Consider the following 3,598-nt stretch of genomic DNA (forward strand, 5'->3'; position numbering starts at 1 on the left):
ATCGAGGTAACGGTGGTCGTTGGGCGTGCCCACCTCGTCGCCCAGGTAGATCAGCGGAATGCCGCCGGTGCTCAGCGCCACGCTGTGCAGCAGCAGCACACGCTGCACCGCCAGCGGGTCGCCCTGCTCCAGCCCCACCAGTGAGGCGCAGGTGCCGCTGATGCGGCAGTCGCCGGTGGCCGGGTTGTCCTGGAAGGGCACGCCGCGCGCGAAGCTGCCGGGGAAACGGTTGACGTAGAAGCGGTTGAGGAACTGCCGGTGGTCGAAGCCGTTGATGCCGAAGCGGATGGCGTCTTCGTCGGCGAAGGTCCAGCCGATGTCGTCGTGGCTGCGCACGTAGTTCACCCAGGCGGTGCCGGCGGGCAGCGTGTGCCGCTCCTGCAGCGCCTGCTGCAGCAGGTTCACTTCGCGCGTGGCCAGGGTGTTCCACAGCAGCGCCATCTGCAGCGGGTTGTACGAGAGCTGGCATTCCTCGGGCGAGATGTACTTCATCACGTCGTCGGGGTGCACGATGGCTTCGCTCTTGAACAGCAGCCCCGGCGCGGCGATGCGGCACAGCGCATTGAAGGCGCGGATCAGCGCATGCGCCTCGGGCAGGTTCTCGCAAAGGGTGCCCAGCCGCTTCCAGATGAAGGCCACCGCGTCCATGCGCAGGATGTCGGCGCCCAGGTTGGCGATGGCCAGCATCTCGCCGGCCATGGCGGTGAACACGGCCGGGTTGCCGTAGTTCAGGTCCCACTGGTAGCTGTGGAAGGTGGTCCACACCCAGCGGCCGTCGGGCAGCTGGCTGAAGGCGCCGGGGTGCTCGTCGGGGAAGATCTCGCGCACCGTCTGCTCGTACGCGTCGGGCTGGCTGCGGTCGTCGAACAGGTAGTAGAAGTCGCGCCGCGCCGGGTCGCCCTGCACCGCGGCCTGCGCCCATTCATGGTCGTCGGCGGTGTGGTTGAAGATGAAGTCCAGCACCAGGCTGATGCCGGCCTTGCGCAGCGCCACGGCCAGCGCGCGCAGGTCTTCGATGGTGCCCAGCGCCGGGTTCACCTCACGGTAGCTGCTGACCGCATAGCCGCCGTCGTTGTGCTCGGGCGGGCACTTGAAGGGCGGCATCAGGTGCAGGTAGGTCAGCCCCAGTTCCTGGAAGTACGGGATGTGGTCGATCACGCCCCTCAGGTTGCCGCAGAACAGGTCCACGTAGCAGACGCCGCCCAGCATGGTTTCGCGCTGGAACCAGTCGGTGTCGGCCTCGCGCTGCGCATCTTGCGCGCGCAGGTCGGCAGGGCGTGACTGCCAGCCCTGCCAGGCAGTGAACAGCAGTTCGTCCAGGAAGGGCACGAAGTCGGGCCGCTGACCGTAAAGGCCGGCCAGTTCACCGAACAGCCGCGGGAAGTGCCGGTCGAGCCGGCTCGAGAAGGCTTCCCACGCGCGCCCGCGCGCCGCAGCGCCGAGGCGGCGCGACAGCGCGCTGCGCACGTGCGTGAGCGCGAGCGTGGACTGGTTGTCGAGAGTGAGCATGCAAGCGTTGGCACCGCCGAACGCGGTGTCATAAAAATCGTTTTTGGAGTTTGCGCAAGAGGCCGAAGCGCTTTGGAAACTTTACACCGTGTGACGTGTTGCACGCTCGGGGTAAACGCCAAAGCGCTGCCAAAACGCTTTGAATACAGTCCAAACCGCTTTGGCAAGCCCGCAAGGCACTCCACCTACCGCGCCCCATGCCCGCCGCGGCATGCAAATGACAGAGTCATCACCTATGAGACAAGTGATTTTTGCCCTGGCTGCCACCGCGGCCGCCGTCAGCCTCGCCTTCCCCGCTTCGGCGGCGCAGGTCGACTTCACCGGCTACCTGCGCACCGGCGCCGGCTCCAGCAGCCAGAACGGCAAGGAAGTCTGCTTCCGCATGCCCGGCTCCATCGTCTGGTTCCGCCTCGGCAACGAGTGCGACACCTACGCCGCCCTGTCGTTCGGCGCCACGCTGGGTCAGGTGGACGGCACCACCTTCAAGACCAAGTTCACCACCGCCTACGGCACGCAGCAGATGGCGAACTGGGAGCAGACCACCCCCGCCTTCCGCGAGGCGTATGTGGAGGCCGTGGACATCGGCGCCTCCACCGGCTGGTCGGCGCTGAAGGGCGCCACGCTGTGGGCGGGCAAGCGGTTCTACAAGAACCCCGACATCCACATGCTGGACTACACCTACTGGGAACCGGCTGCGGCCCCGGGCTTCGGCATCGACGGCGTCAAGACCCCGTTCGGCAAGTTCGCCTACGCCTACCTGCGCGCCGGCGATTTCGCGGGCTACGGCATCGACAAGACCAACACCGCCTACAACCCGCAGATCATCGACGGCGGCTCGCGCACCGCCACCTCGCACGACCTGCGTCTGGAAGAGATCAAGACCAACCCGGGCGGCAAGGTCACGCTGGGCGCCAACATCATCATCAACGGCAACCGCGGCGGCAGCTCGACCTACCTCGACCAGCACTGGGAGACCCTCAACATCAACGGCGTGCCCACCACCGTGCTGGTGCAGGAACGCAAAACCAGAAGCAACAAGGGCAAGGACGGTTTCGGCTTCACCGTCACCCACCGCCAGACCGACTTCCTGGGTCTGGGCGGCTTCCATGACCTGGGCTTCCAGTACGCCAAGAACGCGGCCGCGCTCAAGGGCTTCGGCATCGCCGCGCTGCCGGTCGAACGCGACGAGTGGCTGCTGTTCAACCACTGGGCGATCGAGCCCAAGAACCTGCCCTACACCGCCACCGTCACCGCCGGCTACCGCCACCTCGACCAGGCCGGCACCCCGGTGCAAAAGGACTTCTGGCTGGGTGCACGGCCGGCCTACCACATCAACAACGTGTGGAGCCTGGTGTCCGAAGTGGGCTACCAGCAGGTCAACGTGGCCGGCCAGGATGCGCGCAAGCTGGCCAAGGTGACACTGGGCACGCAGTTCTCGATGGGCAAGAGCGTCTGGGCCCGCCCGTCGATCCGCTTCTACGCCACCTACGCCAAGTGGAACGATGCCGCCGCCGCCGCCGGCTCGGTGGCCTGCACCGGCCGCGACTGCGCCACCGCGGTTGACGCCTTCAGCGACAAGCGCCACGGTGTGGGCTACGGCGTGCAGGTCGAAACCTGGTTCTGACCTCGCCCGGCATCCCCTGAACGCGCCGGGGCCTGACATCCCCGGCGCAACGACGTTGACCCTTCTTCCCCGAGTTCCTGGAGACAGCATGAGCCCGATGCGCCCCGCCACCCCTCAACGCCCCGCCGCCCGCGGCTTCCGCCTGGCCGCCGTTGCCGCCGCCCTGGCCGCCGCCGGTGCCGCCCAGGCGCAAACCACCGTCAGCATGTGGGTGCATGCCGGCCCCGGCCCGGAGCGTAATGCCTACGCCGCCTCCATCAAGGCCTTCAACGAGGCCAACAAGGACATCAAGGTCGATCTGGTGGCCCTGCCCGAGGGCAGCTACAGCGACCAGGTGAACGCCGCCGCGCTGGCCAAGAAGCTGCCCTGCGTGCTCGATTTCGACGGCCCCAACGTCTACAACTACGCCTGGACCAAGAAGATCGTGCCGCTGGACGGCTATGCGCCACTGCAGGCCGTCAAGGG

At 67.1% G+C, this 3,598-nt stretch carries 2 protein-coding genes and 1 pseudogene; 2 read left to right on the forward strand and 1 reads right to left on the reverse strand.

Annotation, left to right across the window (positions count from 1 at the left end; all coding sequences use genetic code 11):
* Positions 1 to 1,509: alpha-amylase family protein (locus ABNT58_RS15780; RefSeq protein ID WP_348754411.1), on the reverse strand; the 1,509-nt coding region annotated here is incomplete at its 3' end.
* A gap of 235 nt (positions 1,510 to 1,744) precedes the next feature.
* Between ABNT58_RS15780 and ABNT58_RS15785 the strand changes: the two genes are divergently transcribed.
* Both ABNT58_RS15785 and ABNT58_RS15790 read left to right on the forward strand, forming a co-directional pair.
* On the forward strand, positions 1,745 to 3,133 hold the full coding sequence (locus ABNT58_RS15785) for a carbohydrate porin (protein WP_348754412.1): 1,389 nt from the start codon (positions 1,745 to 1,747) through the stop codon (positions 3,131 to 3,133).
* Positions 3,134 to 3,221: 88 nt separating this feature from the next.
* Positions 3,222 to 3,598, forward strand: a pseudogene (locus ABNT58_RS15790) (hypothetical protein); the annotation flags it as partial.

Source organism: uncultured Aquincola sp. (genome assembly GCF_964001545.1).
Lineage (GTDB): Bacteria > Pseudomonadota > Gammaproteobacteria > Burkholderiales > Burkholderiaceae_C > Aquincola.